We start from the raw sequence: 24718 nt of genomic DNA, 5'->3' as shown, positions 1-24718 counted from the left end.
TGGTGTAGGTGCACTTATTGTATTAAGAAGTAAGCTTACGTGTTCATCAGCCTCTGCATATAGGTAATATGTGAGGCATGAGGTAGTATATGGAAGAAAACAGATTTGACGTAAAAGAAGAACTCAAAAAACTCCCCCACAGTCCGGGCGTATATATAATGCACGACGCAGATGATGTAATCATGTATGTGGGCAAGGCTATAGATCTTCACAAGCGTGTTCAGTCCTACTTTAGGAAAATAGTAGGCCGCGGCCCCCAGATAGATCAGATGGTCTCTAAGATTGCGAGATTTGAATATATCGTTACGGATTCAGAACTTGAAGCCCTTGTCCTTGAGAACAATCTGATCAAAGAGAACAGACCCAGATACAATACGCTGCTCAAGGATGATAAGACTTATCCCTATATCAAGGTAACAGTACAGGAGGAGTATCCAAGGATTCTTTTTTCAAGACTTATGAGAAAAGATAAGGCCAGATACTTTGGCCCTTTTACCAGCGCTCAGGCTGTTAAGTCTACTATAGATCTTATTAACAAAATATACGGTCTTAGAACCTGCAACAGGTCTCTTCCCAAGGATATAGGCCAGCAAAGACCCTGTCTTAACTACTATATGGGAAGATGCTGCGGGCCATGTACAGGTAAGGTAAGTCAGGAAGAATACAGGCAGCATATAGATAAGGCTCTGGACTTTCTCTCCGGCAATTATAATGTCATCTTAAAAGACCTTGAAGATAAGATGTATAAGGCTTCGGAAGAGATGGACTTCGAGAAGGCAGCGCACTTTAGAGACCTTCTAAGTGATGTCAGAAGCGTTGCCCAGAAGCAGAAGATGACTGACTCTTCTATGGAGGATAAGGATATCATAGCTATAGCTTCTGATGAAAGCGATGCTGTTATTCAGGTATTCTTCGTAAGAGATGGACGTCTTATAGGACGTGAGCACTTCTACATGACGCATGTAGGAGGTAATCCGCAGGAAGAGATACTGCTTGATTTTGTGAAGCAGTTCTATTCAGGTACTCCTTTTATTCCAAGAGAGCTCATGCTGCCTGTTGCTATAGAGGATCAGGAAGTGATAGAGAAGTGGCTATCCGGAAGGAAGGGAAGCCGCATGTATATCACTGTCCCTGAAAGAGGTCAGAAGGAAAAGCTCATGGAGCTTGCTGCAGAGAATGCATCTCTTATTCTATCCAAAGACAGGGAGAGGATAAAGCGCGAAGAAGGAAGGACTATAGGCGCTGTCAAAGAGATAGAGAAGATCCTGGGCATGAAGAATCTTGTCAGAATGGAAGCTTATGATATATCGAATATAAGCGGTTTTGCCAATGTTGGATCTATGGTCGTATTCGAAAAGGGTAAGCCCAAAAAGAGCGACTACAGAAAATTCAGGATCAAGTCTGTAGAAGGCCCTAATGATTATGCCTGCATGCATGAAGTCCTTACAAGAAGGCTTCTTCACGGCCTTGAAGAAAGGCAGGACATGGAGCTTAGAAATATAGATGCCCAGTATGGAAGCTTCACCAGATTCCCTGATCTGATCCTCATGGATGGTGGACGAGGCCAGGTCAATATATGCCTCCAGGTCCTTGATGAGCTTGGTATCAATATCCCAGTATGCGGTATGGTCAAGGACGACAATCACAGAACAAGAGGCCTTTATTTTAACAATGTAGAGCTGCCTATAGACACTCGCAGCGAAGGCTTTAAGCTTATAACAAGGATCCAGGACGAAGCTCATAGATTCGCCATAGAATATCACAGATCCTTAAGAAGTAAAGCCCAGGTAAGATCTGTACTTGACGACATACCCGGAATCGGAGCTGCCAGAAGGAAAGCTCTCATGAGAGACTTTGAGTCGATCAAGGATATTAAAGAGGCTTCTGTAGAGGAACTTATGAAGGTCCCTGAACTTAGGGAAAAAGAAGCTTTGGCAGTTTACGAATTCTTTCATAAAGAAGAAAAGTAAAATGCATTATAAATTGTCCACATCGGCACTGCCTCAAGGGGTGACATATGTTTGGCAAGTGCGAAGTTTAATTTAGTTATTTAAAAAATGGTTTTGATATAAAAAGTATTGATGAGGTATTTTGCAAAATCAGCAATGAAATTTAGTTGATAATAAAAAATGATATATATTGAGTAAAAAATATAAGTACATATGCAATCCGGAAAGGATAAAATAGTATAGTAAATACCAATCATATAGACACAAGGAGAGAAGGTATATATGACATTATATGTTGACGTAAATGCAAAGCATGATGGTAATGGCTCGAAAGAGCTTCCGTTTAGAAGGATAAGCGAGGCTGCCAAGGTTGCAATGCCTGGTGATGAAGTTCTTGTAGCTCCGGGAACATACAGAGAGTATGTAGATCCTGTAAATGCAGGAACTGAAGATAAGAGGATCGTGTATAAGAGCGCTGAGCCTCTTGGAGCTATCATAACAGGTGCTGAGAAGGTTGCAGGTTGGACCAGATATGAAGGGGATGTCTGGAGCGCAAGAGTAAAGAATGGGATCTTTGGATCATACAATCCGTATACAACACTTGTATACGGCGACTGGTACTTCGCTACTCCCAACAAGCACACAGGCTGTGTATGGCTAAATGATGAAGCCTTATATGAAGCTCTTAGCATTGAAGAAGTAATAGAAGCTAAGGTATATGACTGTTCATGGGATCCTGAAAGATCTACAAGAAAGTGGTACGCACAGCAGGATACAGAGACTGATGAAACAGTATTTTATGCAAACTTTGGAGGAGCTGATCCTAATAAAGAGAATGTAGAGATCAATGTAAGACGTGAATGCTTCATGCCTAGTAAAGAAGGCATCAGTTATATCACAGTAAGCGGGTTTAATATTAATAAAGCTGCTACAACATGGGCACCCCCTGCAGCATATCAGGACGGAATGATCGCTCCTCACTGGAGTAAGGGCTGGATCATAGAAGACTGCGAGATCTGGGGCAGTAAATGTGCCGGAATCTGCGTAGGACGCTACTACGATCCTGAGAACAGTAACTTCTATACTACAAGGCATGTTAAGAGCCCTACTCAGATGGAGAGAGATTCTGTATGCCGTGGTCAGTATTATGGATGGCTTAAAGAGAAGATTGGCGGCCATATAATCAGGAGAAACAACATCCACCACTGCGAACAGGGCGGAATCATAGGGCGTATGGGCGGAGTCTTCAGTATCATAGAGGACAATCATATCCATCATATCAATAACATGATGGAACTTGGCGGGGCAGAGATAGCCGGTATCAAGATGCATGCAGCTATCGATGTAGTCATGAGAAGGAATCACATACATCACTGTACTATGGGTATCTGGTGTGACTGGGAAGCTCAGGGTACCAGGATCACTCAGAACCTTCTTCACGATAATGAGAGACCTTCTTTTGCCAAGCAGCTTGAGGGCGGTATGACTTGCCAGGATATATTCGTTGAAGTAAGCCATGGGCCTACACTTATAGATAACAATATCCTTCTGTCAGATGTATCACTTCGTATCGCAACTCAGGGCGTTGCTATGGTTCATAATCTGTGCGCAGGCTCTTTTACCATGGTGGGAGATGGTACATCATGGAGATATACTCCATATCACATGCCGCATAGAACAGAAGTCATGGGCTTTATGACTATACTCCACGGAGATGACCGCTTCTACAACAACATCTTCATACAGAAGTGGCCGTCAGAAGACCTGGTACTTCTAAGTGATTCTCAGCCTGATCAGAAGATTGTAGAGAACAGGAAAGTCGGCACATACTGTTTTGACGAGTATCCTGTATATGATGAGTGGCTCTCCAAATTCGATATGGAAGAAGAGCATCCTAACATGATGAAGCATGACCCATTCCACTTCGCTCATCTGCCTGTATGGATCGATGGAAATGCATACTTCGAAGGTGCAAAGCCATGGAAGAACGAGAAGAACTTCTTCACAGACGATTCCGGCAAGGTCTATGTAGATGTTGTAGAAAAAGACGGCGAGTACTATCTTGATACCAATATCTATGACGTACTTAAGGATTTCAAGGCAGGCATGATCTCAACAGATACACTTGGCGAAGCCTTTGAGCCATCACAGAAGTTCGAGAATCCTGACGGAACTCCTATCACATTTAATGTGGATTATCTGGGTGGTCACCGCGGCGCAGATGTGATCCCGGGACCTTTTGCAACAAGTGATGGTGCGAAGGAAAGACTATATTAAAGATAGAGTAAAAATATAACGGTGACCGGTTCGATCCCGGTCGCCGGCAGTAATGTGTATGGCTGTAAACTTAGATTTTATCTGGGTTTGCAGCCTCTTTCTTTATCTTATATATTTGGTACAAGTCAGAAGATATCAGCATTTGAATGTTCCATGTGCATCTGGCGTCATTGGTGGGTTATGAGGTTATCTCAATGAAGGACCTTGATGGATTCAGTGATGAGACTAAAGAAATAGTAGAGCGTATGGTTAGATGAGTTCAGAATGGGGTTTAGGATTGTAATGGATTTTAAGAAGTTAATGAACTCGGAGGAGTATGATTTCCTCCGGAAAAATGAAAGACTTGGAAATTCTGGATTACATTACGAGCTAATGCTGATTTTATCAACCACACGTTAAATGACAGGACTGAACTTTGCTATTAAAATAAAAAAGCATAGATGTTGTTTTGGGGTTTGATATCACTGAGATTTGTAGGATAGTAACATAAATATTGAACAATAACATATTTAATGTTACTATAAAAGAAAAATGTTATCGAGGTGATATTATGCTGGAAAATGCTTTAAAAAACGCCTTTGGTATAAACTGTCATTTGGAACAAATTAAACTAAAAGGGTTACCTTTATACATGGTATCAGGAAGAGTCTTCTATAGTGCTGTAATGGGAGATGCATCATTTTTGATTGTCAAATTGTCAGACCGGGAGAAGTTCGGCGTTGTGGCATTCAAAAAGCAGCTTTCTCAGTATATGGAAAAGACGGGGCTTAATGCGGCATTTTGCTTTGATGACATCACAAGAGTACAAAGAGATGCGTTGATAGCAAAAGAGATTCCGTTTATTTCATTACCGGATCAGATTTTTTTGCCTTTCCTTGGGGTAATGCTTAGTAATAACTTAAAAAGAAAAATGATTGTGTCTACAGACAAAATGATGCCAGCAACGCAATGCCTTTTTCTTTATCTGTTATACCAAAGTGAAAATGACTTTTTCATAAAAAAGCAGGCTGCAGATGATCTTGGATTGACGAAAATGTCAATTACCAGAGCTTCAGAGCAACTTAAGCAGATGGACCTTATCAGAGAAGAACGAGTAGGAAAAGAGATAAGGATGGTTCCTAACTATAGAGGGCGTGAGCTATTTGAGGTAGCAAAGGATTATCTGATCAACCCTGTGCAGAAGATTGTCCATACAAAGATTACAAAAGAAGAAGGATTGTTCATCGCCGGAGAAACGATGCTAAGCAGACATAGTATGCTTGCTGCGCCAAGCGAGGATGTATATGCTGTCGTTAAAGGCAGCGATATTGTGAGCGGCTTTGAAGAGGTAGATACGAGATGGCAGGATGATATTAGGACGAGTAGAGTAGAACTTTGGAAATATGATCCGGGACTATTTGCAAATAACGGCGAAGTAGATCCGGTATCACTTGCCATGAGCCTGTCAGACAATGCGGATGAACGTGTTGAAGGCGAATTACAAAGCTTTTTGGAGGAGTATAAATGGTAGCGGGAATTGATTCTTTTAGAGATAAATTCAGAGGATTTGAAGATTATTACACAGTCATTGGAGGAGCAGCCTGCGATATTCTTATGTCGGAGGCTGATATTGATTTCAGGCTGACCAAAGATATTGATATGATTCTGATCTTAGAGGATAAAAAGGAAGAGTTTGCAAAAAAACTTTTGGGAATATATCAAGGAAGGCAAATACAAATGCGGCTGGAAAAACAGTGATAAAATGCATTTTTACAGATTCACTGAGCCGATTGATGGATATCCTGTGATGATAGAACTGTTTTCAAGAAAGCCTGGGTACAATCTTGAAGTCGAAGAAGGGATTATACCAATTCATATAGATGATGATACTTCCAGTTTATCGGCAATTCTATTGAACGATGATTTTTATGATTTTATGTTAAAAGGGCGAAGAGTTGTTGATGGTATCAGTGTTTTAGGTGCTGATTATATAATTCCTTTTAAAATGTATGCCTGGGTTGATCTGAAGCGAAGAAAATCAAAAGGGGAACATGTTAATGAACGCGACTATAAAAAGCATAAGAACGATGTGTTCAGGCTTCTTCAGATAGTTGACCCTGAAGTAAACATAGAGACCGAAGGACTTGTTCGCGAGAGTATTGAAGCGTTTCTGACAGAAGTTATATCTGAACCTGTAAGGATAGAGCAGCTTGGATTACAGATATCTATGGAGGATGCTTTAGAAATCCTTCGTTCAAAGTACTTATAAGAACAATAAATAGATAAGTGAGGGAATGTTTCTGGAGAGCAGGAAAGGCTCTTGCTGATAAGATGGAGAAAAATGATTTTAAGAATTGGGAAAGAGTAATTGTCGCACTGGATGATGACAATATCGCTGGATATTGTACAGTTGCTGAAAAGGATGAACTGCCTGATGATTATAACTATACTCCCTTTATAGGTTTCATGTTTGTGGATGAGCGATATCGTGGAAAGCGTATTTCTGAGCAGATGATTAACTGTGCCTGTGATTATGCTAATGGGGTAGGCTATCATAAAGTATTTATTATGAGTGGAGAACAGGGATTGTATGAGAAGTATGGCTTTACAAAGCTTGGAGATTTTGAAACGATTTATGGGGGAATGGATCAGCTATTTGAGAAGGTCATCTAAATGAGCTGAGTTAGAAATAATAGACAAGGCTGTCTAATCGAGAAATCGGCATTTTCTCGCTTTATGTCGTGTACTAATCAGGCAACTTTTTATATTCTGTGAGTGAGAGGAGGAACACATGGATTCACAGAAGATAGGAGCATTCTTACGCGAACTTCGTAAGGAAAAAAATTAACACAGGAGCAACTTGCTGAAATATTAGGAGTGTCAGGGAGAACTGTATCAAGATGGGAGACAGGATCAAATATGCCTGATCTTGCTATCATGATAGAACTCGCTGATTACTATGATATTGACATTAAAGAGCTCCTTAATGGAGAAAGGAAAAGCGAGATGGATAAAGAATTAAAAGAAACATTGAAAACGGTAGCTGATTACACTGATATTCAGAAACAGGAAGCGGTAAAAGCAAGCAGTTATGGCTTTATTGCAGTTTTTATGGTATGTGCAGCTGCAATTTTGGTTCAATTGGTAACGTATGCTGACATGAAACTGGTAATTGGAGAAACTGCAGCTATATTAGCCGGAGGCATTATATATCTGACGCTTGTTGTCAGAGCAGGTGCATGGAACGGCTCAAAGAAGGAGTCGGAGGTCATAAGTAGGGATCTTCTTGTCAGTGCAGTTACTTCATTGGTGTTTACAGTACCCTTTTTCTTTATAGCGCTTAGATATTCTGTAAGAAATGAATTTCAGCTCTCCATTGCTTTCTTTGGTATCATTTTTATTATATCTTTTGTTGTACTTAGGGCTTTAGCGGCTATTTCATCCAGGCACAGAAAATGATGTATTGTCGTATGAGAGCGGAGGTGCATTATGACATTTGAGGATGAAAAAGATTATATCATGCGCATCATTAAGGAAATGGTAAGGGTACTTTTTTCATTAATGCTAGGTAAAAAGTATGTTGCAGTAGAGATGGAGCGTGATAATGGCTATGAGGTTTCCGGGAGAAAACTTGCTGAGCTTCTTGAAATGATAGATCGCGGAGAGATAAATAAAGCTGAGAATCTCCTTTTGGAATCTCTTGATTATTCTGATAAGAATAGCATTGCTGCTGCGGCAATGTTCTATCAATATTTATCTGAGAAGGAGGAAAAGTTCCTTATAGAGCATGATTTCTCCAGGGAAGAAGTGCTTGATGGAATAAACCGCTTAATGCGACAGGCAGGCTATGCTGATGTTATCGATATTGTAGAAGGTACTGTTATAGGAATAGACACATATTCAGAATATAATAAGATTTAATGTTCAAAAAAGTATTGACCTTGCCCTTGGGGCAGCCCTTAACATTAAACAGCACAGGATAAGAAGGTTTAATGTCATGTGTTTTGCTTAATGGTTATGGAGTTTTTTTAAATGGAGGGCAGCAGTATGAAAGAAAAAATGACATCCGGAGAAATTGCAAAGCAGGCAGGAGTATCGACGAAGGCGCTTCGCGTATATGATGAAAAGGGGCTTCTTAAGCCAGTTGAGCTTACTGAGGGAAATTATAAGCTCTATGATAAAAGCTCACTAATTATTCTTGAAAAGATCATAGCTCTTAAGCACATTGGATTTAGTCTTGAAGATATTAAGAGCAGTCTTGAAAATGATGATCAGAGTTCTATAAGAGAAATCCTTGAAAAGCAGCTTGAAATGATGAATCAGAAAATATATGAGCTTCAAAAATCTGCAAATTGCATTAAATCTGCACTTGCAAGATTTGATGAGAATCCTGACTGGGATGATATCGCTGACATCATCAGGAAGATGGAGATGAGTCAGGGGGCGGATGAGCGCAGATGGTATGCTGCGGAACATGCTGCAGACGGAATTGAGTGGTATGAAAAGATTTTTAATTCGCTATCATTTAAGGAAAAAGATACTGTTCTTGACCTTGGTTGTAGCTATGGCCTTTTGTGGAGAAAGAACTGGGAACGTATTCCCAAGGATTTCAACGTGGAAGGCGTAGACATACACGGAAACTGGGCTGATGATCTATATAATTATCTTGAAGACAACCGCAAGACGCTTCCGGAAGGCTCTGATATACAGGTGATTTTCAGTAATCTAGAAAAAGATGAAACTTGGGAAAAGATAAGAGAGAAGAAGTATTCAAAGATCATAGCACATTATCTTTTATCTTATCTGCATGATGATGCATATTTTATCAAGAATGTGGCACAGGTGCTTGCGCCTGGTGGAATGTTTTCAGTTAATCACTATGGTGAAGCAGTTAAGGAATATGATTTCTGGGAGAAGTGCTTTACTGAAGCAGGATTAGATATTTCTTTTGCTCTTAAAAAGAGACAAGAAAGAAGGCAGGCAGACGTAGAGTTTGAAGAGCTTTTAGCAGAGAACTTCGATAGAGTAGACAAGATAGCACTTCCGGGACCACTTGTATTTGATAATGCAGATGCTCTTTTTGACAGAGTGCTGAAAAAGTATCCAGAAGGCGGAAAATACCTTGAGGATAACAGAAATCTATTAGAGAATTATTTTAAAACTGTGCTACTTAAAGACGAACCTGTAACTATAGATATGGACACGGTATTCTATCACTGTTTTAGGTGACAAGTGACATGAGAAAGTTTGAAAGTGTTCCACTTTCAAACCCAAATTGGTGTCGCGAGCGTCACCAATTTGAACCATTAGCCGCTCGCTTTGCTCGCGACAGGCGCTTATAAATAGGCCTCAAGTTCTGATTCTTGCTATTATGTTGAAACGCTTAAGCCTGTATGATAAACTGAAACTGATTTAATGGGGATTGGAATTGCCTTGTCTTTTATACAAAAGTCAGGGCAATTGTATCTAAACTTCCTAATATATGGAGGGATCTTATTATGGCTAGCGTTAAACTTAAAACTATCATTGAATGGATCAAACTTGATAACCTGACACCTGATATACCGATAGAGAAAATCAGGATCACACAGCCGGATATCAACAGACCTGCGCTGCAGCTTGCCGGATATTTTGAACACTTCGAGGCAACAAGACTTCAGATTGTAGGATTCGTTGAGTATACCTATATGGAGTCACTTCCACAGGAGCAGAAAGAGAAGGCTTACAGAGATTTTCTTTCATTTGATATACCTGCTGTTATTTTCTGCAGAGAGCTGGTACCTGACAATCTGTTCCTTAAGATTGCCAACGAAGAGCAGGTTCCTGTTCTTATGACCAGAAAGCCTACATCTGCTGTTATGGCTGAGATCATCAGATATCTTAATGAGAAGCTTGCACCTTGCATCTCTATCCACGGCGTACTTGTCGATGTATACGGTGAAGGCGTTCTTATCACAGGTGACAGCGGCATCGGTAAGTCAGAGGCTGCACTTGAGCTTATTAAGCGTGGACACAGACTTGTATCCGATGATGTAGTAGAACTTAGGAAAATAAGTGACGAGCTTCTTCTTGGAAGTGCGCCTGATATCACAAGACACTTCATCGAGCTTAGAGGTATCGGAATCATAGATGTCAAGACACTTTATGGTGTATCAAGTGTTCGTGACAGTAAGGCTATAGACCTTGTCATCAAGCTTGAAGACTGGGACAAGGACAAGGAGTATGACAGACTGGGACTTGAGGAGCAGTATACAGAATATCTTGGCAACAGGATCGTATGTCACAGAATCCCTATAAGACCCGGTAGAAACCTGGCGGTTATATGCGAATCTGCCGCTGTTAACCACCGTCAGAAGAAGATGGGTTATAATGCTGCTCAGGAGCTTTATAATAGAGTGCAGAATTCACTCCAGCATCATGGAGATGAGGACGATGACTAAATTTTATAGGAAGGTTATGGGATTACATTAATGAAGTATGCATTTGGAGTTGATATAGGCGGAACGACTGTAAAGATGGGTCTTCTGGACTATGAGGGTAACATTGAAGAGAGCTGGGAGATACCCACAAGAACAGAAGATAATGGAGAGAACATTCTGCCGGATATCGCTTCTTCAATCAAGGCTAAGATCGAAGAAAAGGGACTTAACAAGGAGGATATTGCAGGTGTCGGAGTAGGAGCTCCCGGCGCTGTAGACAGTAACGGAGTTATATTCCAGGCAGTTAATATCGGATGGGGCAGAAAGAATCTTCAGGAAGAACTTGAAAAGCTTGTCGAGCTTCCTGTCAAAGCCGGCAATGATGCCAATGTAGCAGCTCTTGGTGAAGCCTGGAGAGGCGGTGGACGCGGACATAGCGATATGCTCATGGTAACTCTTGGAACAGGTGTTGGTGGTGGTATCATCATCGGCGGCAAGATTGTTAACGGTGTTGCAGGCTCCGGCGGAGAGATCGGACACATCCATATAGAAGACAATGAGACTAAAAAGTGCGGATGCGGCAATAAGGGCTGTTTCGAACAGTATGCATCTGCTACAGGTATAGTACTTCTTGCATCACGTATACTGGGAGCAACAGATAAGGATTCTGTACTTAGACGCGGACAGCTCTCAAGTAAAGGAATCTTCGATGCTGCCAAGGCAGGAGATGAGCTTGCTGTAGAGATCACTAAGAAGTATGGTTACTATCTGGGAAAAGGACTGGCTATATGTGCTACAATCCTTAATCCTGAAGTTATAGTAATAGGCGGCGGAGTATCAAAGTGCGGAGAAATTATCTTTGATCTTTTAAAGCCATCATTTGAAGAGTATGTATTTGAAGGCTGCCAAGAGACAGCTTTTGCTCTGGCAGAGCTTGGAAACAACGCAGGTATCTGCGGCGCAGCGAAGATGGTCATAGGAGATTAAATTTTCTTTGAAAATTTAACTCTCGGCCCAAAAACCGGGCCTGTAGGAGATTAATTTTCCAAGGAAAATTAACTCCCGGAGATTAGTTTTTCCAAGGAAAATTAACTCCTGATAACGAACCAATCATCTTCGTCAATCGGAGGAAGTATATTGAATCAGGAAATACTTGATCAGATTAATGCAATCATCCCCAAGGAGAATATCCTTGGGGATGAACCTATGAGCAGGCACACTACATTCAGAACAGGTGGGCCTGCTGACTATTTTATTAGAATAAGTTCTAAGGATGAGCTTTCTAAGCTTATTACGGTTCTCAAAAAAGAGAATATAGATTTTTTTGTCACAGGTAATGGAAGTAATCTCCTGGTATCCGATAATGGATATCACGGAGTTATCATATCTATGAGCGGGCTTGACACACTTCAAGTAGATGGAAACCGTATCTTGGCAGGCGCCGGAGTCCTTAATTCCAAGGTAGCGCAGGAAGCTTTGAAACATTCACTTACAGGAATGGAAGCTCTTGCAGGTATTCCGGGATCTGTAGGCGGATGCCTTCGTATGAACGCAGGCGCTTACGGGTCTGAGATGAAGGATGTCGTAGAGTCAGCTGATATTATGTTTGAGGACGGACATGTAGAGACTATGTCTGTTGATGACATGAAGCTTCGGTACAGAGGCAGCAGGATAGGCGATGAGAAGCTTTATGTTCTTGGAGTTACCTTTACTCTTTTTAATGGAGATAAAAAGGCCATAGAAGAAGCGATGGCTGATTATGCTGCAAGAAGAAGAGACAAGCAGCCGCTTGAATTCCCAAGTGCAGGATCTACCTTCAAAAGGCCTGAAGGGTACTTTGCAGGTAAGCTGATACAAGATGCAGGTCTGCGGGGATTTGCCATAGGCGGAGCACAGGTATCGGACAAGCACTGCGGATTTGTAGTTAATAAAGGCGGAGCAACTTCCAGGGATGTTATAGATGTAATAAGACACGTCCAGAAAACAGTGCTTGAAACTAGCGGCGTAGAGCTGGATACAGAAGTGATCCTTCTTGGAGATTTTGAGTAAAGAATAAGGGGTAAAGGGTAGTAATAGAGCCTTCACCGAAGGTGAACTCAACCTACTCTATTACGGCATTTTTGAATCTTTGATTCAAAAATGTATAGCGATTTTGAAAGGAGATTTATATGCGCTTTGTTATAGTTACAGGTATGAGCGGCGGCGGCAAGTCAACCGCGATTCACATGCTTGAGGATTCGGGATATTATTGCGTAGACAATCTCCCCATATCTTTAATAGAGAAATTCGTAGAACTGATCTTGGTACCGGAGAGCGATATTACCAAGGTGGCTCTTGGTATGGACGTAAGAGGCGGCGAAGCCTTCCGCGAGGTTCCAGCCATGATAGATTCCTTAAGGCAAAAGGGAGTCCCTGTAGAAGTCCTCTTCATGGAGACTAGCGATCAGGTTCTTGTCAAAAGGTACAAAGAGTCAAGGCGCCTTCACCCACTGGCTGCAGGCGGCAGGATAGAAGATGGAATCAAAAGAGAAAGAGAGATTCTCTCAGGACTTAAGGAGAAGGCGGATTATATAATCGATACATCCAAACTTCTTACAAGGGAGCTAAGGATAGAACTTAATCGTATTTTCGTAGAGAATGCATCTTATAATAATCTTATAGTCACGATCCTTTCTTTTGGCTTTAAATATGGAATACCGGATGATGCGGATCTTGTATTCGATGTAAGATTCCTTCCAAATCCGTATTATGTAGAAGAGCTTAGTCATCAGACAGGTAATGACAAGCCGGTTCAGGACTATGTCAAGAGCTTCCCGGAATGCGGACAGTTTGTGGACAAGCTTGAAGATATGCTTACATTCCTGATCCCGGGATATATCAAGGAAGGTAAGTATCAGCTTGTAATAGCTATAGGCTGTACCGGAGGCCAGCACAGAAGCGTTACGATAGCCAATGAACTTTTTGCCAGAATGTATGGCAAGGGCAATTATGGACTTAAGATTTTCCACCGAGATGTGGACAAGGCCAGAAAGAGCTTTGTTCCGCCCCAAGCCTGACAGAAATGAGGAAGGACTGATATGTCTTTTTCTACAGATGTAAAAGAAGAGCTTATAACCCATACAGGAAAAGCAAGGCATTGCCAGTTGGCCGGACTTGCGGTCATATTTCGTATGGAGTGCATATTGGAAAAAGATCCGCAAAGCCAGGAATTATCGCTCTTCATGCAAACAGATAACGTTTTTTCGGTTAGAAAATGCTTTACAATATTAAAAAAAGCATTTAATATAGATACTGATATTCTGGAGACGGAACGAGAGTTACACGTAAATGGGCGCTATTACAAGAAGGTAGATCTTGATAGCGGCATTTTGAAGACGATACTCATGGCGCTTAAGGAAATCGATGGGGACGGGACACTTCGGGTTCCAAACGGAGTAGTGAGTCCTCTTTTGTTGCGCAGTCAGTGCTGCAAGAGAGCTTTCCTTAGAGACCTGTTTATCTGCTCCGGTTCGATATCAGATCCGACAAAGTCTTATCATATGGAATTTGTATGTGACAATGAAGATCAGGCACATCAGCTTCTTGATGTTCTTGAGGACTTTAGTATTAAGGGTCGGCTGATACCTCGGAAGAAGTATTACGTAGTATATCTCAAAGAGGGCGAGGAGATTGTAGATCTTCTTAATATAATGGAAGCCCACGTAGGTCTTATGAATCTTGAAAATCTCAGGATTCTGAAAGATATGCGCAATTCCGTTAACCGCCGCGTTAACTGTGAGACTGCCAATATTGCCAAGACTGCAACAGCAGCTTCAAGGCAGCTGGATGACATCATGTATATCGAGCAGCATTACGGTATCGCAAAACTCTCAGAAGGCCTTAGGGCCATAGCTGAGGCTAGACTCGAACATCCGGAAGCAACATTGTCCGAGCTTGGAGGATATTTACGTCCACCTGTCGGTAAATCCGGAGTCAATCACAGACTTCGTAAACTCAGCGAACTTGCAGATAAGCTGCGAGGCTGATAGAAGTAAGGTTTTAGTACGCTTAAAAAGCGCAGAGGAAAGAGGAGTTATGATTAAAAAATCTATTGAAATCAAACTGCCACACGGACTTGAAGCACGTCCTGTCGCTGAACTTGTACAGGTTGCAAGCAAGTATGACAGCACTATTCACATCGAAGTACAGGAAAGAAAAGTTAACGCCAAGAGCATAATGGGTATGATGACTCTTAATCTTAAGAGTGGTGAAATGATAGACGTTATCGCTGAAGGCAGTGACGAAGCTGCTGCTGTAGCAGATATGGCCAACTATCTTGAGGGTGCTACTTCACTGGCCTGAAAAATATTATAAAAGGGCAGACTATTAATATATGAATGCTCAAAAAATGTTATTTGTCTATAATCCTCATGCCGGGAAGGCTACTATAAGAGGACATCTCCTTGATCTGATAGATATTTTTACCAAAGCAGGATATGAAGTTACTGCATATCCTACTCAGAGTCAGGGAGATGGCGAAAGACGTGTCCGTGAACGTGATGATGGCTATGATATAGTTGTGTGCTGTGGCGGAGACGGTACTTTGGATGAAGTGGTTTCCGGCATGATGAATTCTAATGTCAAAGTGCCGATAGGTTATGTCCCGGCCGGTTCTACCAATGATTTTGCAAAGAGTCTTGGGATCCCTTCGTCTATGACAAGGGCTGCTGAGATAGTAGTGAAAAGTAGTGAGTTTATGTGCGATGTCGGTACGATGAACGATAAGAATTTCGTTTATTGTGCTGCTTTTGGCATATTTACAGATATATCGTATTCTACGGACCAGACACTAAAAAATGCTCTGGGGCATGCCGCTTATATCCTTCAAAGTGTCAAAGAACTTCAGGATATAAGGTCTTATCATATGAAGATAACCTATGGTAATGGTACTGTGATAGAAGATGAGTTCATCTATGGTATGGTTACTAATTCTATACAGGTTGGCGGCATTCAGAATATAACCGGCAAGAACGTAAGGCTTGATGATGGCGAGTACGAGGTTACACTTGTAAGAAGACCTCAGAGTCTTATAGAGCTGCCTAATCTTGTAGGAGCACTTCTTGGTAACAACAAGTTTAGTAGTAATGATCTCATAAGCTTCAAACTAAGCCATATCACTTTCGAATCAGATATTCCCGTTGCATGGACAAGAGACGGTGAATACGGCGGTGAGCATACGAAAGTAGAGATTAGCAATATACCGCGTGCTGTTGCAATTAAAGTTCCGTGATATGAAAATAATAATATAAAGAGGAAGGAATCATAAAATGTCTAATCAAAATCCTATAGTTACGATCACAATGGAGAGCGGAGATGTTATTAAAGCAGAGCTTTATCCGGAGATCGCTCCTAACACAGTTAATAACTTCATCTCTCTTATAAATAAGGGATTCTACAACGGAGTTATATTCCACAGAGTAATCAAAGGTTTCATGCTTCAGGGCGGAGATCCTGAAGGAACAGGTATGGGCGGCCCTGGATACTCAATCAAGGGTGAGTTCTCACATAACGGATTTAAGAACGACCTTAAGCACACACCCGGTGTACTGTCTATGGCACGTACTATGATCCCTGATTCTGCAGGTTCTCAGTTTTTCATCATGCACAAGGATGCTCCTCATCTTGACGGCGAGTATGCTGCATTCGGTAAGGTTACTGAGGGTATGGACGTTGTTAATACTATCGCTGAGACTCAGACAGACTGGAACGACAGACCTGTTAGCGAGCAGAAGATGAAGAGTGTTACAGTTGATACTTTCGGCGTAACATATCCGGAACCGGAGAAACTTCCTGAAAGATAATTTGCGTTGCAAATAAGTACATCTATAATATGTAACATGTATTAGATAGATTTAGCCCTATGGTTCGCCATAGGGCTATTAACGTTATCCAAAGCAGATGATAAGTTGCAGGACAAACAAGAAAAATACTTAATAGGAAGAAAAATGTCGAAAGATATAAGTAGCGTATATATTTTTCGCTCCTTGCTAAAATCCATAACTAGTGCTACACTACAGTAGCACGTAAAGAAATTATGTATAAAATTTAATACATGACAAGGGGAGCTGGTTACCGGCTGAGAGGTGTGAAGAACACGACCCTGTACCTGATTTGGATAATGCCAACGTAGGAATCGTCGACAAGTAGCACTCTACTTGTAACTATAGCAATACTTAGCGCCATCCAATTAGATGGCGCTTTTTTATTCGATAAGATTTCTTTATTGAATAAAGAGTATCTCTATGGATGAAGCGGTACTAAATGTTGTATGTAAGCTAAAACTGCGAACATCTATAGTACAAAGCTTTCCTTCTATCCTCAGGTATGAGGAATCTAGCACATATTCAGCCAGCCGCGATATGAATATGAAAAGTCTTATACGAAAACACAATCCTCAGATTCACATTATCACTAATAATATAACTGCTGAGATATCCGTTAATGCAGTACTTGCATTAGGTGCTGCTGCAATAGGCGCGGATAGTCCACTTGAAGTAGCTGAGATAACATCATCCTCTGACGCTCTCGTTCTAAATACAGGAACTCCATCTATAGACAGATATGAAGCTTTCAGACTTGCAGGGATTAGTGCCAATACTAAAAATATACCAATCGTACTCGATCCTGTCGGAGTTGGCGCATCTACTTTTAGAAAAGCAAATATTAAGGATCTGCTTAGTAAGATTCATGTTACTTGCATAAGAGGCAATGCTTCGGAGATCATGAACCTTTGCTCTGTGATTGATAATGATACATCTAGTAAATCAGATGAAGTATATGATATAGCAGCCGTACCATCAAATGAATCAGATGATATATCCAGTACATTAAAATCGTATCTAAAGCCTTCAAGATCATCACAAAGATGTTCTGGTGCAGATTTACAATCCATGATTCATTCAGTTTCCGGGGTTGAAGATGCCGGCCTTGGATTTAGTAAGGATGCAGTTATCTCTATATCCAAAAAGCTTGACGCTATCATTGTAATCTCCGGAGAAACAGTAACTGTAGTATCTGCAAGAGACGATTTCTATAAAGAATATCCGGGAGGATCTATCTTCCAAAAGCAGTTTACAGGTGCAGGCTGTATGATGTCTGCTCTTCTTGGGGCCTATCTTGCTACTGGAAGAAAAGAGAACATAACTGATATAGACAGCGTAGAAAGCTGCATTAGGGATTATGAAAGCTGTGCAAGGAAAGCTGAACGTAGGGTATATGGAAGCAGGAATATAGGCACGATGAATTATCGTAATACTCTCATTGATGAACTCAGCCTTCTTGATAAACCCTGGAGATACCGATTCGATAAAAGTGATCTTAATCTATATGCCATTACAGATAGAAGCTGGATTTTAAATGACAACGATTCTTGCAGTGAATCCTCCTTAGAAGATAACTCTTGTAATAGTAATAAAGCTTCAAAAGAATCATTATATTGCAAATCTTTGGAAGAAGCCGTAGAAAAGGCAATCCTTGGAGGCGCCACAATAATCCAGCTTCGTGAAAAGAATATATCAGATGATGAGTATATTAAAAGAGCAGAATCTATAAAATCAGTATGTGATAAATACAATATCCCTCTTATTATCAATGATAATGTTAACGTTGCCCTTAAAGTAAAGGCTGCAGGAGTTCATGTCGGACAGGACGACACTTCTGTAAGCAAGGCAAGGAGCATCCTTGGTAAAGACTACATAATAGGTGCAACAGCCCATAACCTTGAGGAAGCAAAGATAGCTCAAACATGTGGTGCTGACTATCTGGGAGTAGGAGCTGCCTTTGGTTCTTCAACCAAGAAGGATGCCACGCCTCTTACAAGCCTTGAAACCTATAAAGAGATCACCTCAAACATTTCTATACCGATTGTAGCCATAGGCGGTATCAATGATTCCAATATGGATCTTCTTACAGGAAGCGGGATAGCGGGAGTAGCTATAATATCAGGCATTTTCAGTGCTTTGGATATAGAGAAACAGACTAATATTTTAAGCCGGAAGGCAAAGGAGGATTTTTTATCATGAAAAAAGTTGAAGTTAAAAAACTTGTTGTTGCTGCAATGTTTGTAGCTCTTGCAGTATCACTGTCTACATTTTCTTTTCCCATAGGAGCATCCAAGTGCTTCCCCATACAGCATATGGTAAACGTACTGAGCGCTGTGTTCCTTGGACCATGGTACGGTGTACTGGTAGCGTTTTGTACATCTCTTATCAGAAACCTTCTTGGAACAGGAACTCTTCTTGCATTCCCCGGAAGTATGGTAGGTGCCCTTTGCTGCGGTTTTGTATACAAGATATCCAGAAAGTTTATTCCTACTTATATAGCTGAAGTTGTAGGAACAGGCATACTTGGAGGCATCATTGCATTCCCTGTTGCAAGCCTTGTTATGGGAAAAGAAGCTGCTCTATTTACCTATGTCGTTCCATTCCTTGTAAGTACTGTAGGAGGAACTGTTATAGCAGCGCTCCTTATCACAGTCCTTTACAAGACCCATGCCATCAATACACTTACAGCTCTACTTGATGATGCAGATTCTATCAGGTCCAAGGCATAATATCTCTTCCATTTCTTTTACATAAAAAATCACTCTGGATATAAAACATAGAGTTAAAAACATGAGGTTAAGTTTGAAAGTGTTCCACTTTCAAACCCAAATTGGTGTCGCGAGCTCCACCAATTTGAACCATTAGTCACTCGCTTTGCTCGCGACATGAGGTTAAAATATGATAAAACACACAGCACTTACAATTGCAGGAAGCGATTCATCGGGCGGTGCGGGAATCCAGGCTGATCTTAAGGCAATGTTGGCCTGCGGCGTATTCGGTATGAGCGCTATAACAGCGATAACTGCCCAGAATACAACAGGTGTTAAGAGCATCATGCAGGTCACACCTGATATCCTCTCTGATCAGCTCGATATGGTATTTACAGATATATACCCGGAAGCTGTCAAGGTCGGAATGACATTTAACTGCGAGCTTATCAAAGTAATCTCGGATAAACTTTCTGAATATAATGCCCGGAATATCGTAGTAGACCCTGTTATGGTCGCTACAAGCGGAGCAAAACTTATCGATGAAAAAGCAATCGATAGTCTATGCAAGCTCTTACTTCCAAAGGCTGATCTTATCACCCCGAATATCCCTGAAGCAATGATACTATCAGGACTATCCAGCATATCTAACGAAGAAGACATGCTAGCAGCAGCAAGGATAATGGGTGAAACATTTGGCTGCTGTGTCCTTGTAAAAGGCGGTCATATGAGCGGTGATGAGTCATCTGCTGATGTATTGTATAAGACTGATAATTCATACTTCTGGTATACATCGCCAAGGATTGATAATCCCAATACTCATGGAACAGGGTGCACCCTTTCAAGCGCGATTGCATCATACCTTGCCAAGGGAGATCCTATGGAAATAGCGATTTCAAAAGCTAAGAATTATCTGAGCAAAGCAATCGCTGCAGGTCTAAATCTAGGCAAGGGGTCAGGTCCTTTGTGGCATATGACAGCTAATGTATCAGAACGCTCATATTCAGAAGATAGCAATAGTTCACATAATATTTCAATTTCATAAATATGACGTAAGGGCCAAAAGTCATTTCGATTCGAGCTTGCTCGAAATTGAATATGTATTTCTGTAACATATAACACATAATAGATTAGGAGAATTCATGAACAGACAGTATCACACACAAATGGAAGCAGCACGCATGGGAATCATAACTCCCGAAATGAAGATCGTTGCAAAAGATGAAGGAAGGACAGAAGAATATATCAGGGATCTGGTTGCCAAAGGCCAGGTAGCAATCCCTGCAAATCCTGCCCACAAAGGTCTTAAGCCTAGCGGAATTGGTAGCATGCTTAAGACCAAGATCAACGTCAACCTTGGTGTAAGCCGCGACTGTAAGGACTATGATATCGAGATGGAGAAGGTTATGAGTGCTGTAGATCTTGGCGCAGAAGCCATCATGGACCTTTCAAGCCATGGTAATACACAGCCTTTCAGACAGCTTCTGTGCAGTAAGTGCCCTGCCATGATCGGAACTGTTCCGATATATGACAGCGTGATCCACTATCAAAGGGACCTTGCTGAGCTTACTGCCCAGGATTTCATTGATGTTGTAAGACTTCACGCTGAGGACGGCGTAGACTTTGTAACTCTTCACTGCGGAATCACACGTAAGACCATCAGCCAGATAAGAGATGGCGGTCGTAAGATGAACATCGTAAGCAGGGGCGGAAGTCTTGTGTTTGCATGGATGGCTATGACAGGACATGAGAATCCTTTCTATGAATATTATGATGAGATTCTCGATATCTGCAGAGAACATGACGTAACTGTAAGTCTTGGTGATGCTTGCAGACCGGGATGCCTTGCAGATGCCACAGACGGATGCCAGATTGAAGAGCTTCTAAGACTTGGAGAACTGACTCAGAGAGCCTGGGATAAGGATGTACAGGTTATGGTAGAAGGCCCCGGACATGTTCCTATGGATCAAATTGCAGCCAATATGAAAGTCCAGCAGACTATCTGTAAAGGTGCACCTTTCTATGTACTTGGACCACTTGTTACTGATATTGCTCCAGGATATGACCACATTACAGCTGCCATAGGCGGAGCTATTGCCGCAGCTTCAGGTGCTGCATTCCTTTGCTACGTAACTCCAGCTGAGCACCTTGCTCTTCCTAACGTAGAAGATGTCCGTCAGGGAATAATCGCAAGTAAGATCGCTGCTCACGCTGCGGATATTGCAAAGGGACTTCCCGGTGCAAGAGACCAGGATGACAGGATGGCTGATGCAAGGCGTAAGCTCGACTGGGATGCTCAGTTCTTAGAAGCTCTTGACCCGGAAACTGCCAAAGCTATAAGAGACAGCCGCGCTCCTGAAGATGATCACAGTGATACCTGCAGTATGTGCGGTAAGTTCTGCGCAGTACGTAGTATGAACAAGGCACTTGCCGGAGAATATATCGATATCTTGTAATAGAAAATGCATGGCGATCAGACCAGATCGCCATGCATTTTTTTAGAATAAATCCAATTCATTAATTACATTTTATAATCAGCAGCGTTTTTATTTTTTTAACCTATTTTTCTATGATGGGAACAGGGTTTATATGACACAGGTATCGTATAATCGCACGAATAAATAATTGTGTTCGAAATTCTTCAACTAATTATAATTTAACTATGATTTTGATATATAATGTAGTATTGTTTTGTCTGTACTTTTTAAGAATCGAGGCAAATATGAGAAGAAAAATAACAATACTATCATTATCATGCGCAATATGTTTTTTGGCTGGATGTAGCTCAAAGAATGCATCTCCTGTAGATACTTTAGATAATAAAGGCGTGATAATAGAAGAAATGCAAGATGAGAATAACGAAGCAGTATCAGATACTACTCAAGCAGAACCGGATGTGAATGAGACTTCTGTAGAAATTGATGCATCAAGGATCATAGAAGATCAATCATTTGAAATACAGCTTAATGGATGGGGAGATGTAAGATTTGTATCCTGCTCACCAGATGACAACATAAGTCCTTTGGCGGATGTAACATTTTATCTTATGGAAGGCGATAGTGTTATTTATAAAATGCCTTCTGTTTATGAAAATGACATCAGAGAATCGGGGCTTGTGGATGGAATCTCTTTTGTTGCATTTAAGGATATAAATGACGATGAGAAGGTCGAAGTGATCGTTGGGATATTATATGAAACAGGAGCCGGCCCGCAAGGGGTTATCCCACGTACAGAGGTTAGGATATTTGAGGATAACGGAGATTCCTTTAGTTATTCCAAGGATCTAAGCGAATATGTTACAGGCAGGATACCTGATGATGGTACAATTCATGATGTATGTCGAAATGTGACAACTTATAATCTGTGCAATTTAGATATGGAAGCTTTGTATAAAGATATTAAGAAAATAGATAATGCAAAGGATTTCGAAGGCGAGTGGAATGCAACAAATTGTAGAACTTCTGTGACTGCGTCATTTTCTATTACAGATCAGAATGAGTATGGATTTTCTTTTTATGGAGAGTGTTATTATTATACCCATGATGGAGAAATAAGTGGAAAGGCATATTGGGTCAGCGATTCTATGGCAATATGCTGTCAGGATGATCTGGATGATACTATGAGTGATGGATATATGATATTCGTGCTTGATGGTGACCATATGTATGTAAGATCTGATTATGGCCTTGGACTAATGGGAATGAATGTATCTCCCGACCACGACTATACCCGTGGTGAGCCGGTATATATAAATGATAATATTGCTGCTGAAACATATACAGAAGATGAGCTTTCTGCAATAAAAGAATTGATAGGATCTGATCAGTATGATTTTCCATTTTGGTATGGAACGACTGATGGATGTGTGACTTCATCGGCAAAAGAATTATACGATGGCACAGAATGTAAATATATAGAATGTACGATTCCAACTACAGCAGAAAGTTACACAGCGATCATTACCGAAGATGGAAGAATTTATATTATGATATATTCTTATGATACCAAGAGTCTATATACCAATGATCCTAATTGGAGCAGCGACGAATTACCGGAAGCGATCGAAGGGTAAAGCAGAACGTTACAGGATTAATAAAAAAGACCCCTATAAAAGGGAGGATGCCAGGTAAGTCCCCACTTACCTGGCATTATTATGAAAAAGTTTTTTATTAGTATTGCTTCATCTGACAATATTAGTGTATCGCATCAGTGTGACCAATAAATGATTTGGCGTAAAGAAACGTAAAACAAATTGTTAACAAAATATTAAGGTAATCAGTAGAAGACATTTTCCATCATCGTTAGTTGATATATCTCTTAGAAATATTGCCTTAAAGTTCTTGTTTATGATTGGCACATGTACAATAAGTATATATGATGCGAATTATTATATTTTTGTTATAATATCGCAGTTGCGATACCATTTACAGATACTTTTTTTGATAGAATAGTATATAGAAGTTTTGTTCTTACAACTTACCAGGTTACAAATGAATCAGTACACCAGATGTGGTAAAATAGTTTCCAGAAGAGAGTAGCATATATGCTTAAAAGAGTAGTTTATATTTTTCATGATAATGCAGATTCATCATTTAAAGAGCTGGAAGAAGAGAAAGCTTATCTTGCAGATTATGGGATCTTGCTTGAGACAATATCATCTCAAAGAATCCAGGATATATGGGCTTTGTACGTAGGAAGCACAAAGGCTGCTATGGAATCTGACAAGCTTCCCCAAAGCGTTAGAGAAGTTCTTTTCCTATGTGATGATCCGGATGACTTTGCATATATAAAAAGTAAAGGTGCTTATGCCTGCGGAATGATAACTCCTGTGTCTAAGCAGGGTATATCATTTGAAGGAGCTCAGTATATCTTCAGCGAGATAGATGATGTAGACGCAGATTCTTTGATCAAAGCGTATCAAAGACAGGCAAGGGAGCCTTGGGACATACTGGAGACGGATAGGCTCCTTGTAAGGGAGACCACAGTCCAGGATGTGGACGCTCTATATGAGATATATGCAGAGCCGTCCATGACAAGGTACATGGAAGGACTCTTCGAAGATCCTGCTGATGAAAAAAGGTACATGAAGGATTATATAGAAAAGGTATACTCTCTCATGGGCTTTGGTGTATGGAGTCTTGTAAGTAAAGAAGATGGAAAGCTTATCGGCCGCGCGGGATTTAGCGTAAGAGGCGGATTTGATGAGCCTGAGCTTGGCTTTTTTATAGGCGTGCCATGGCAAAGAAAGGGCTTTGCCACAGAAGCCTGCGAAGCCATCATGGAATATGGCAGACAGGTACTTATGTTTGATAAAGTCCAGACACTTGTAAAAAAAGAAAATGAAGTATCGATTCATCTATGCAAGAAGCTTGGATTCAAAGTGGTAGATGAAGTAGAAATAGAAGAAGATATATACGGCGGAACATATATTACGGATGGACGCGTGTCACTTGGGCCGGATAAACGGGGGCGTTATGTAAGGCTTAAGTGGACAGCTTCATAATAAAGAGGTAAAGGGGAAAAAA

Annotated in this window: 23 protein-coding genes and 1 riboswitch; all 23 genes read left to right on the top strand. The window is 40.9% G+C overall.

Annotation, left to right across the window (positions count from 1 at the left end):
- The first annotated feature begins 89 nt into the window (after positions 1-89).
- On the top strand, positions 90-1970 hold the full coding sequence (gene uvrC, locus BMX21_RS12545; protein ID WP_022755291.1) for an excinuclease ABC subunit UvrC: 1881 nt from the start codon (positions 90-92) through the stop codon (positions 1968-1970).
- A gap of 261 nt (positions 1971-2231) precedes the next feature.
- On the top strand, positions 2232-4226 hold the full coding sequence (locus tag BMX21_RS12540) for a right-handed parallel beta-helix repeat-containing protein (protein ID WP_092044882.1): 1995 nt from the start codon (positions 2232-2234) through the stop codon (positions 4224-4226).
- Between the two features lie 631 nt (positions 4227-4857).
- The gene (locus BMX21_RS12535; protein WP_143057257.1) at positions 4858-5736 is read left to right on the top strand and encodes a MarR family transcriptional regulator; all 879 of its coding nucleotides are present in this window, start codon (positions 4858-4860) and stop codon (positions 5734-5736) included.
- On the top strand, positions 5730-5963 hold the full coding sequence (locus BMX21_RS19705; protein ID WP_242952919.1) for a hypothetical protein: 234 nt from the start codon (positions 5730-5732) through the stop codon (positions 5961-5963). Before BMX21_RS12535 ends, BMX21_RS19705 begins: the two co-directional genes overlap by 7 nt.
- 46 nt (positions 5964-6009) lie before the next feature.
- A complete protein-coding gene (locus BMX21_RS19700) occupies positions 6010-6474 on the top strand; it encodes a hypothetical protein (RefSeq protein ID WP_242952918.1) in 465 nt (154 codons plus the stop codon).
- A 62-nt stretch (positions 6475-6536) separates the two neighbouring features.
- Positions 6537-6878 (top strand): GNAT family N-acetyltransferase, encoded by a 342-nt coding sequence (locus BMX21_RS12525; RefSeq protein ID WP_080655964.1) that lies wholly within the window; start codon positions 6537-6539, stop codon positions 6876-6878.
- A gap of 204 nt (positions 6879-7082) precedes the next feature.
- Positions 7083-7664, top strand: a complete 582-nt coding sequence (locus BMX21_RS12520) for a helix-turn-helix domain-containing protein (protein ID WP_242952917.1) — start codon at positions 7083-7085, stop codon at positions 7662-7664.
- A 30-nt stretch (positions 7665-7694) separates the two neighbouring features.
- Entirely contained in the window at positions 7695-8126 is a 432-nt protein-coding gene (locus tag BMX21_RS12515) for a DUF6483 family protein (protein WP_092044877.1), read from the top strand.
- Between the two features lie 126 nt (positions 8127-8252).
- A complete protein-coding gene (locus BMX21_RS12510; protein WP_092044874.1) occupies positions 8253-9434 on the top strand; it encodes a MerR family transcriptional regulator in 1182 nt (393 codons plus the stop codon).
- A gap of 269 nt (positions 9435-9703) precedes the next feature.
- Complete coding sequence (gene hprK / locus BMX21_RS12505) at positions 9704-10645, top strand: HPr(Ser) kinase/phosphatase (RefSeq protein WP_022756074.1); 942 nt, start codon at positions 9704-9706, stop codon at positions 10643-10645.
- A 30-nt stretch (positions 10646-10675) separates the two neighbouring features.
- Positions 10676-11611, top strand: coding sequence for an ROK family glucokinase (locus BMX21_RS12500; RefSeq protein WP_022756073.1), 936 nt, complete (start codon positions 10676-10678; stop codon positions 11609-11611).
- A gap of 150 nt (positions 11612-11761) precedes the next feature.
- A complete protein-coding gene (gene murB, locus BMX21_RS12495) occupies positions 11762-12673 on the top strand; it encodes a UDP-N-acetylmuramate dehydrogenase (RefSeq protein ID WP_092044872.1) in 912 nt (303 codons plus the stop codon).
- Positions 12674-12792: 119 nt separating this feature from the next.
- Positions 12793-13680, top strand: a complete 888-nt coding sequence (gene rapZ, locus BMX21_RS12490; protein WP_092044870.1) for an RNase adapter RapZ — start codon at positions 12793-12795, stop codon at positions 13678-13680.
- Between the two features lie 21 nt (positions 13681-13701).
- Positions 13702-14649 (top strand): DNA-binding protein WhiA, encoded by a 948-nt coding sequence (gene whiA / locus BMX21_RS12485; protein WP_092044867.1) that lies wholly within the window; start codon positions 13702-13704, stop codon positions 14647-14649.
- 49 nt (positions 14650-14698) lie between these two features.
- On the top strand, positions 14699-14965 hold the full coding sequence (locus BMX21_RS12480) for an HPr family phosphocarrier protein (protein ID WP_022756069.1): 267 nt from the start codon (positions 14699-14701) through the stop codon (positions 14963-14965).
- A gap of 31 nt (positions 14966-14996) precedes the next feature.
- Positions 14997-15893, top strand: a complete 897-nt coding sequence (locus BMX21_RS12475; protein WP_092044864.1) for a diacylglycerol/lipid kinase family protein — start codon at positions 14997-14999, stop codon at positions 15891-15893.
- A gap of 37 nt (positions 15894-15930) precedes the next feature.
- Complete coding sequence (locus tag BMX21_RS12470; RefSeq protein WP_022756067.1) at positions 15931-16464, top strand: peptidylprolyl isomerase; 534 nt, start codon at positions 15931-15933, stop codon at positions 16462-16464.
- Between the two features lie 247 nt (positions 16465-16711).
- Positions 16712-16814, top strand: a riboswitch (TPP riboswitch).
- A gap of 91 nt (positions 16815-16905) precedes the next feature.
- Positions 16906-18684: a thiamine phosphate synthase gene (gene thiE, locus BMX21_RS12465; protein WP_092044861.1), complete on the top strand. Its 1779-nt coding sequence runs from the start codon at positions 16906-16908 to the stop codon at positions 18682-18684.
- Positions 18681-19214: an energy coupling factor transporter S component ThiW gene (gene thiW / locus BMX21_RS12460; protein WP_092044858.1), complete on the top strand. Its 534-nt coding sequence runs from the start codon at positions 18681-18683 to the stop codon at positions 19212-19214. The genes thiE and thiW overlap by 4 nt, the downstream gene beginning before the upstream one ends.
- A gap of 169 nt (positions 19215-19383) precedes the next feature.
- Positions 19384-20238 (top strand): bifunctional hydroxymethylpyrimidine kinase/phosphomethylpyrimidine kinase, encoded by an 855-nt coding sequence (gene thiD / locus BMX21_RS12455; protein WP_092044855.1) that lies wholly within the window; start codon positions 19384-19386, stop codon positions 20236-20238.
- Positions 20239-20335: 97 nt separating this feature from the next.
- Positions 20336-21649 (top strand): phosphomethylpyrimidine synthase ThiC, encoded by a 1314-nt coding sequence (gene thiC / locus BMX21_RS12450; RefSeq protein ID WP_074753778.1) that lies wholly within the window; start codon positions 20336-20338, stop codon positions 21647-21649.
- 266 nt (positions 21650-21915) lie between these two features.
- Positions 21916-23265, top strand: a complete 1350-nt coding sequence (locus tag BMX21_RS12445; protein WP_092044852.1) for a hypothetical protein — start codon at positions 21916-21918, stop codon at positions 23263-23265.
- 471 nt (positions 23266-23736) lie between these two features.
- Positions 23737-24696 (top strand): GNAT family N-acetyltransferase, encoded by a 960-nt coding sequence (locus BMX21_RS12440; RefSeq protein ID WP_092044848.1) that lies wholly within the window; start codon positions 23737-23739, stop codon positions 24694-24696.
- Positions 24697-24718 lie beyond the last annotated feature (22 nt).

The sequence above is a fragment of the Butyrivibrio sp. TB genome (assembly GCF_900110805.1).
GTDB lineage: Bacteria > Bacillota > Clostridia > Lachnospirales > Lachnospiraceae > Butyrivibrio > Butyrivibrio fibrisolvens_C.
This window is presented reverse-complemented; position numbering and strand designations above follow the sequence as displayed.

What these genes read in the sequence shown, in the direction of transcription:
- uvrC (WP_022755291.1), top strand. Translation starts at nt 90, where the DNA reads ATGGAAGAAAACAGATTTGACGTAAAAGAAGAACTCAAAAAACTCCCC.
- BMX21_RS12540 (WP_092044882.1), top strand. Translation starts at nt 2,232, where the DNA reads ATGACATTATATGTTGACGTAAATGCAAAGCATGATGGTAATGGCTCG.
- BMX21_RS12535 (WP_143057257.1), top strand. Translation starts at nt 4,858, where the DNA reads ATGGTATCAGGAAGAGTCTTCTATAGTGCTGTAATGGGAGATGCATCA.
- BMX21_RS19705 (WP_242952919.1), top strand. Translation starts at nt 5,730, where the DNA reads ATGGTAGCGGGAATTGATTCTTTTAGAGATAAATTCAGAGGATTTGAA.
- BMX21_RS12525 (WP_080655964.1), top strand. Translation starts at nt 6,537, where the DNA reads ATGGAGAAAAATGATTTTAAGAATTGGGAAAGAGTAATTGTCGCACTG.
- BMX21_RS12515 (WP_092044877.1), top strand. Translation starts at nt 7,695, where the DNA reads ATGACATTTGAGGATGAAAAAGATTATATCATGCGCATCATTAAGGAA.
- BMX21_RS12510 (WP_092044874.1), top strand. Translation starts at nt 8,253, where the DNA reads ATGAAAGAAAAAATGACATCCGGAGAAATTGCAAAGCAGGCAGGAGTA.
- hprK (WP_022756074.1), top strand. Translation starts at nt 9,704, where the DNA reads ATGGCTAGCGTTAAACTTAAAACTATCATTGAATGGATCAAACTTGAT.
- BMX21_RS12500 (WP_022756073.1), top strand. Translation starts at nt 10,676, where the DNA reads ATGAAGTATGCATTTGGAGTTGATATAGGCGGAACGACTGTAAAGATG.
- rapZ (WP_092044870.1), top strand. Translation starts at nt 12,793, where the DNA reads ATGCGCTTTGTTATAGTTACAGGTATGAGCGGCGGCGGCAAGTCAACC.
- whiA (WP_092044867.1), top strand. Translation starts at nt 13,702, where the DNA reads ATGTCTTTTTCTACAGATGTAAAAGAAGAGCTTATAACCCATACAGGA.
- BMX21_RS12480 (WP_022756069.1), top strand. Translation starts at nt 14,699, where the DNA reads ATGATTAAAAAATCTATTGAAATCAAACTGCCACACGGACTTGAAGCA.
- BMX21_RS12475 (WP_092044864.1), top strand. Translation starts at nt 14,997, where the DNA reads ATGAATGCTCAAAAAATGTTATTTGTCTATAATCCTCATGCCGGGAAG.
- BMX21_RS12470 (WP_022756067.1), top strand. Translation starts at nt 15,931, where the DNA reads ATGTCTAATCAAAATCCTATAGTTACGATCACAATGGAGAGCGGAGAT.
- thiE (WP_092044861.1), top strand. Translation starts at nt 16,906, where the DNA reads ATGGATGAAGCGGTACTAAATGTTGTATGTAAGCTAAAACTGCGAACA.
- thiW (WP_092044858.1), top strand. Translation starts at nt 18,681, where the DNA reads ATGAAAAAAGTTGAAGTTAAAAAACTTGTTGTTGCTGCAATGTTTGTA.
- thiD (WP_092044855.1), top strand. Translation starts at nt 19,384, where the DNA reads ATGATAAAACACACAGCACTTACAATTGCAGGAAGCGATTCATCGGGC.
- thiC (WP_074753778.1), top strand. Translation starts at nt 20,336, where the DNA reads ATGAACAGACAGTATCACACACAAATGGAAGCAGCACGCATGGGAATC.
- BMX21_RS12445 (WP_092044852.1), top strand. Translation starts at nt 21,916, where the DNA reads ATGAGAAGAAAAATAACAATACTATCATTATCATGCGCAATATGTTTT.
- BMX21_RS12440 (WP_092044848.1), top strand. Translation starts at nt 23,737, where the DNA reads ATGCTTAAAAGAGTAGTTTATATTTTTCATGATAATGCAGATTCATCA.